The organism is Wenjunlia vitaminophila DSM 41686 (assembly GCF_000380165.1).
GTDB classification, from domain to species: Bacteria; Actinomycetota; Actinomycetes; order Streptomycetales; family Streptomycetaceae; genus Wenjunlia; species Wenjunlia vitaminophila.
The window spans coordinates 1-5,531 of record NZ_KB904729.1; the positions used below are offsets into that span (position 1 = coordinate 1).

Annotated in this window: 7 protein-coding genes; all 7 read right to left on the bottom strand. The window is 70.2% G+C overall.

The features are described 5' to 3' along the window. Positions 1 to 214: hypothetical protein (locus A3IG_RS0126760; protein WP_026220700.1), on the bottom strand; the 214-nt coding region annotated here is incomplete at its 3' end. Between the two features lie 55 nt (positions 215 to 269). Next, complete coding sequence (locus tag A3IG_RS0126765; RefSeq protein ID WP_026220701.1) at positions 270 to 764, bottom strand: hypothetical protein; 495 nt, start codon at positions 762 to 764, stop codon at positions 270 to 272. Between the two features lie 13 nt (positions 765 to 777). Continuing rightward, positions 778 to 966, bottom strand: a complete 189-nt coding sequence (locus A3IG_RS0126770; RefSeq protein ID WP_018386666.1) for a hypothetical protein — start codon at positions 964 to 966, stop codon at positions 778 to 780. Positions 967 to 999: 33 nt separating this feature from the next. Then, positions 1,000 to 1,182: a hypothetical protein gene (locus tag A3IG_RS0126775; RefSeq protein ID WP_018386667.1), complete on the bottom strand. Its 183-nt coding sequence runs from the start codon at positions 1,180 to 1,182 to the stop codon at positions 1,000 to 1,002. A gap of 210 nt (positions 1,183 to 1,392) precedes the next feature. Beyond that, complete coding sequence (locus tag A3IG_RS0126780; protein WP_018386668.1) at positions 1,393 to 3,558, bottom strand: hypothetical protein; 2,166 nt, start codon at positions 3,556 to 3,558, stop codon at positions 1,393 to 1,395. A gap of 88 nt (positions 3,559 to 3,646) precedes the next feature. Next, complete coding sequence (locus tag A3IG_RS31480; protein WP_236719242.1) at positions 3,647 to 3,946, bottom strand: hypothetical protein; 300 nt, start codon at positions 3,944 to 3,946, stop codon at positions 3,647 to 3,649. Positions 3,947 to 4,036: 90 nt separating this feature from the next. Next, a complete protein-coding gene (locus tag A3IG_RS31485; RefSeq protein ID WP_018386670.1) occupies positions 4,037 to 5,005 on the bottom strand; it encodes a DUF4097 family beta strand repeat-containing protein in 969 nt (322 codons plus the stop codon). Positions 5,006 to 5,531 lie beyond the last annotated feature (526 nt).

Here is a 5,531-nt window from a genome sequence, read left to right on the forward strand (position 1 = left end):
GAACGTGGAACCACTCGTGGGCGGGCTCTCGGCTGCTGCACACGAGCAGTCCGCCGGGGGTGCGTGTCCACCCGAATGTGACGTCGCCGTTGGCGAGTACGTACTCGACGGCTTCCTCGGGGGTGTCGAGGTGGGGGATGACGCTGTCGGCGTACTCGGTGTTGCCACACAGGTCGCACACGGCGATCCAGCATTCGACGCGACGTACGGCCATGGTCTCTTCCTTTCTCATTGGGGTTCACGGAGGGCGGGCGGTGCCGTGGGGGTGGTTACCGCGCCTTCCTGGTGATGTCGGTGCGGGTGCGGGCGAGCAGTCCCGTGGTGTGGGTGGTCACCTCGGTGGACTGGACGCGGATATCCGCGCCCTCGTAGTGGTGGTGGTGCACCGGCGCCTCAGGCGCCGCGGCCTTGGCGCGGGTGACCAGCCGGCTCAGGGCGATGACCAGTGCGGTGGGCGCCGCGCAGATGCAGGCGATGACCGCGGGGTCCGCCTGCCCGCTCGCCCACAGGACGGCCGTGGCGGCGGCCCCGACCGGCAGCGTCGCGATGCCTCCGGCGAGCATCACGCCGGAAGCGTCAGCGGCCCGCTGGGACATCGGCGGGCGCCCGGGCTGAGCCACGGGCGGGGCGGTGCCGACCGCCGGGATCGGGGACGGGTCGCGGTAGGACGTGGCGACCGGCTCAAGGGCCAGGGCTTCGGCGATGAGGCGCCGCTCTTCGGCTTCGGCCTGGTCGGTGGTCAAAGGACGGCTGACGTGATCCATGGTTCGCTCCTTTTCACCCCAGGGAGTTCAGGGCCTTGGCGGTGTCAGCGAGGAGTTGACGTATGACAGGGGCGGCGCCGGTGTCGGCGAGGAAGAACCCGAACAGGAAGGTGGTCGGGAGCGCGGCAGCGTGTGCACGGACTTTCAGCAGCACTGCGGTGAGAAAGCCGAACAGGGCCACGGCGGAGAAGCTGAGCAGCATGGGCGGCTCTCTTCTGGTGGATGTGGTGAGTGGTTAGCGGGTGCCGTTGTGGTAGGTGCGGCGCCATACGGTCCACAGGTGGCGTCCGAGGCGGATGCGGGTGCCGGTGCCCTTGCAGCGGCGGCAGTCTTTGCCGCGCTTGAGGGCGCCGCGGCGGGTCTGGCGGAGCTGGTGGCCGAAGCCACGGCACTTGCGGCAGGCTGCGAAGGGCTGCACGGCACACACGCATGCGTAGCAGAGAGTGACGGCGATGAGGCAGGCGATAGCGCCGGCTGTCGGGGGCATGAAGGGGTCTCCAGGGCCGTTTGAGGGCGTGGCCGGTGGGAGGCTGCTAGCTGCTAGCAGCCTGATCAGACCGGGTTCTGGGCGCTAGCGGGGCCGCTAACGTTAGCGAGTGGTGCTGCTAGCGATAGCGGCCCCGGAGGGTCATCCGGCGTCGCGGTTTCCGTCGCGGTCGGTGACCATCTTGAGGATGTCGGCGCGGGCGATGCCGCGGCGGTTGACGACTTTGCCGTCCACGCGGCGCCCGACCTGCACGGTGTCGATGCCGTGGGGTTTGAGAGCGGCGGTGAGTTGGTCCGGGCCCCATCCGTCGTAGATCTCGGGCCGCAGTTCGGCGAGACGGGTCACCACGTCCTCCCGCCAGGTCTTGGGCTCCGCGGCCGGGACCACAGCGAGGATGTCACCGAGCAGGTCGAAGCTGGGGCCGGTGTCCTGCTCGGGCTGTTCCCCGGCGGCATGCCCGGCCAGGGTGCCGGCCTTCTCCCGCGCCGCGCGGGCACGCAGGGCGATCCGGTCGGCGGTGGTGGCGTCGGCGTAGACCGCGCGGACGATTCGGGCGTCGGAGCCTTCGCCGACGAAGTAGCAGATGCCCTTGTCGCCCCAGGCGAACATGGTGGCGCGCACTCCCCGCTTGTAGGCGGAGGTGCCCAGGACCATGTCGTTCTCGACCTGGCCCATGACCTTCAGGGACCAGCGGGCCACGGCGTTGGCGGAGATACCGGTGGGCAACGACTTGGCGTCGGGCCGCTGGGTGGCCAGCAGCAACACGATCCCGGTGGCGGGGCCGCGTTTGACGAGGTCGGTGCAGATCTCCTCGAACTCCTTGCCGTACTCGAGGTGCTCGAACCAGACCTGGCACTCGTCCACCCCGACCACGATCGGGTGCAGACCGAGGGACTTCTTGGAGGCGAGTTCGCTGGTCACCTTCGACTCCGGGCAGATGTCCCGCGGCAGCGCCCGGATCGCCTTCGTCCGGCGGCGAAGTTCATCGCGCAGGGCTCGCATGTCGGCGATGGCGTACTCGATGTCGTCATCGTCGTCCCCCGCCCGGTGCCGGTAGCTGACCCGGTCCCCGACGGGGTCCAAGTCGCCGGTGCCCTTCAGGTCGTAGGTGTGCAGCTCGGCGCGGGGGTCGAGGGCGGCGATCAGCAGGAGCAGGCGGAGCAGGAAGGTCTTGCCCATTCGGGGGATGGCGCCGATGATCCCGGCCAGGTACATCAACGTGACCTCGACCCATCGGCCCCGCTGATCCGTGCCCCACGCAACGGGCTTGAACAGGTCCACGCTGCCCGACTTGGCCAGCGGCCAGGTGGGCTGCTTGGTCTTGGACATGTCCTGGTCCCCGACCCACAGCCGCATCCGCCCGGTGTGTTCCTCGGGGACGGCCTCGGGCCACACGCAGCCCAGGGGGCGCCGCAGGCCGGACGCGAGGCGGTCACGGCGGTCCATCACGTCAGAGACCGTGACTCCATACGGCAGGTCGCCAACGGCCATCCACCCCGGGCCGTCCCGGGTGATCGGCGCGGTGAAGGCAAGCGGTTCCCGTCCCTTTGCGATGGCCTGATTGACCTGAGCGATTCCCAGGGCGCCCAGGGCGCGCACCACCATCTCCGAGGTCAGACGCTGCACCTGGGGAGCGACCACGGCCCGCGAGGCGATCGGCTGGTCAGCAGGGGCACCAACCCAACCCAACCCGAGGGTGACCAGCACGCCAGCCAGGGCCAGCAGCCACGTCGGGGCGAGCACATACAGCGCCAGCGCGACACTCAGGCCGATCACCCCAGCCAGGGCAGCGATGATAGTCCGAAGCTTCACCCGGTCATCTCGCTGACGACACAAGGTCAGGTACTGAGAGGCGTCCTCGGCACGGACCGCAGCGGCACGCACCGGGGCTCCTTCGGCGTCGGTGACCCACCGCATCGTGCCACCGATCAGGCGGGCAGCACCTTGAGGCGCACGCACCGCAAGCTTCGCCGAGTACAACGGAATCCGCGCGGCGTGATAGCCGGCGGAGTGGGCGTAGTGCCCGGCGATCCATTCCGCGGTCTGCCGCACCTCGGCCCGGGACCGGACCCACGGCGGCACGATCGGCTTCCTCTTCGAACCGCGGATGCGACTCAGGTAGCCAGGCCCGGCCGGAGCCGGGCTGTCCACCATCACCGCAGCGTCAGGCTCACCCCTGTCCGGGGTGCGCTCCTGGTGGACCGCGGCCCGAGCAGCGCGGGCCATATCGAGGTCCACCACGTCACGGACCACCGCACTGGTGGCGGCATCGATCGAGGCGTCCTGCTGGTTGTCATCGTGGTTCACTGAGCATCCCTTCGGGCTCGTGATAGGTCGAGGGGGCCCGGGACGGCCGACGTGGTTGGCAGCCGGTGACGGCCGTCCCGGGGCGGGACTACTTGCGGAACCTCTTCGCGGCCTGCTCGCGGACGCGGGCCTGCCGGGCGCGTTCCTTCTCCTCGGCCCGGATGCGCCGGTCGGTCACGCGCCTGCTGGCCTTCTGTGCCTTCTCGCGGTCGGCCTGCTCGGCTCGCTGCATCTCCCGCTGGAACGCGTGCCGCTCGATGCGGTCGGCCTCGGCCTCCAGTGCTGCGGTGGACCGCCCCCGCGCCTCTCGGCGAGCGATCCGCGCCCCGATGGCGAGCAACCGTGCGGTCTCGCGGGCGGTGTAGGGGTCCTTGTCCGTCAAAGGCATGGTGTGGTGTCCTCCTGGTCCTCAGCCGGGACTGTTCCGGCTCCCCTTGACGCCCACCCCGGTGTAGGGGGTGGGCGCCGCGGGCAGCCGTCAGTCCTTACGGATGTCGCCGGTGCCAGTCGTCGCCGCCACGTCCAGGTCTCGGCGACCGGCCACGCCACGCAGCCAGATGTCGCCGGTGCGGGTGCGCGCCGAGATACGGCCGCTGGCGCCGCGGGACGCGGTCAGCCGGATGTCGCCGGTGGAGGTGACCAGCTTCGCGTCACCACCTGCATAACTCCCGATTTCGACACTGCCGGTGCGGGTCTCCAGGTCGGCCCACTCCTGGACAGCACTCACGGCGATGTCGCCGGTGGAGCTGTGCACCTTGACCCGCCCGAGGACATCGGCGGTCAAGCCGCCGGTGCGGGTCTCAAAATCCAGGGCGGCCACGGCGCCGTGGATGCTGAGCGGCGCAGTGGCCGACCGCATCCTCACGCCGGACCCGGGCGGCAGAGTGACGGTGACCTCGATCGGACTGGGCCCGGCGGTGCCGCCGGGGGCCATGTTGCCGTTGCCATCGATCGTCATACCGGTCACCGTGACGCCCGGACCGACGTACGACACGTTCTGGTAGACCGTGGTGCCCTGCCGGAAGACCGGCGGCACGTTCACGGTCAGGACGTCACCGTGAAGCCTGACGGTGGCCCGCCGGGCGGCGTCAGCCGCCGGGCCGGTGGTGTCAGCCGTGCGGATCGTGGCACTGGCGACGGTCGCGGCCGGGTCAATGACGACCCTGACGACGCCGTCAGGGCACGCGATATCGGCGAGGTAAGGCCGCCCAGTCTGCCGGGCGAACATCTTCGTGACCAACTCGGCGGCCCACGACTCGCCTTTCTCGGCGGCCTGCACGACGACCCGCTGAAACTCGGGCCCGGCCTGGTCCTGCGGCATGGCCGACACGATGCGGAAGAACAGGGTGGCCATGATGGCGGCCGTGGGCTCGCTGACGCCCAGATCGTTCACGATGCCGCGGATGAACTCGTCACGGTCGGCGTCGGTGAGCCTGAAATTGAACACGTCTTCTCCCGTATCGGGCGCGATGCGCGAGGTGGGGCGGCACGGACGCCGCCAGAGCGGGTAGCAGCAGGGAACCGCGGTGCTGGTCGGTCTCCCCGACCGCACAGACCCACGCGGGGGCTGTGCGGCGGAGGCGGATGCCAGCGTCAGTCGCCGTAGGTGGGTCCGGCGACCCGGTGGGGCTGGCGACCCAGCCGCCATACCTCGGGGGTCGCGGTCCACTCGATGTGGTAGCTGGGGGCAGTCGTCCGGGTGGCCCAGCGGCGCCGCCATCCGGTGGTGGCCCGCCGCACCGCGGCCTGCGGGCTTCGGGCAGCCCGGACCCGTAGGGTTCGAATCCCGCCCGGGGATGTCGGGAGAGTGACGGTGTAGCCGAGACGGAACACAGGTTCCTCCTGATCGGTGGGTTGGGTTAGGCGGCGCGCTGGTCCTGGTAGGGGTGGGTGTCGGGCAGGTCGATGTAGGCGCTGAGTTCCACGCGGACACCGGCGTAGGTGCCCTGCATCGTCAGCGACTGGTAGTCGTC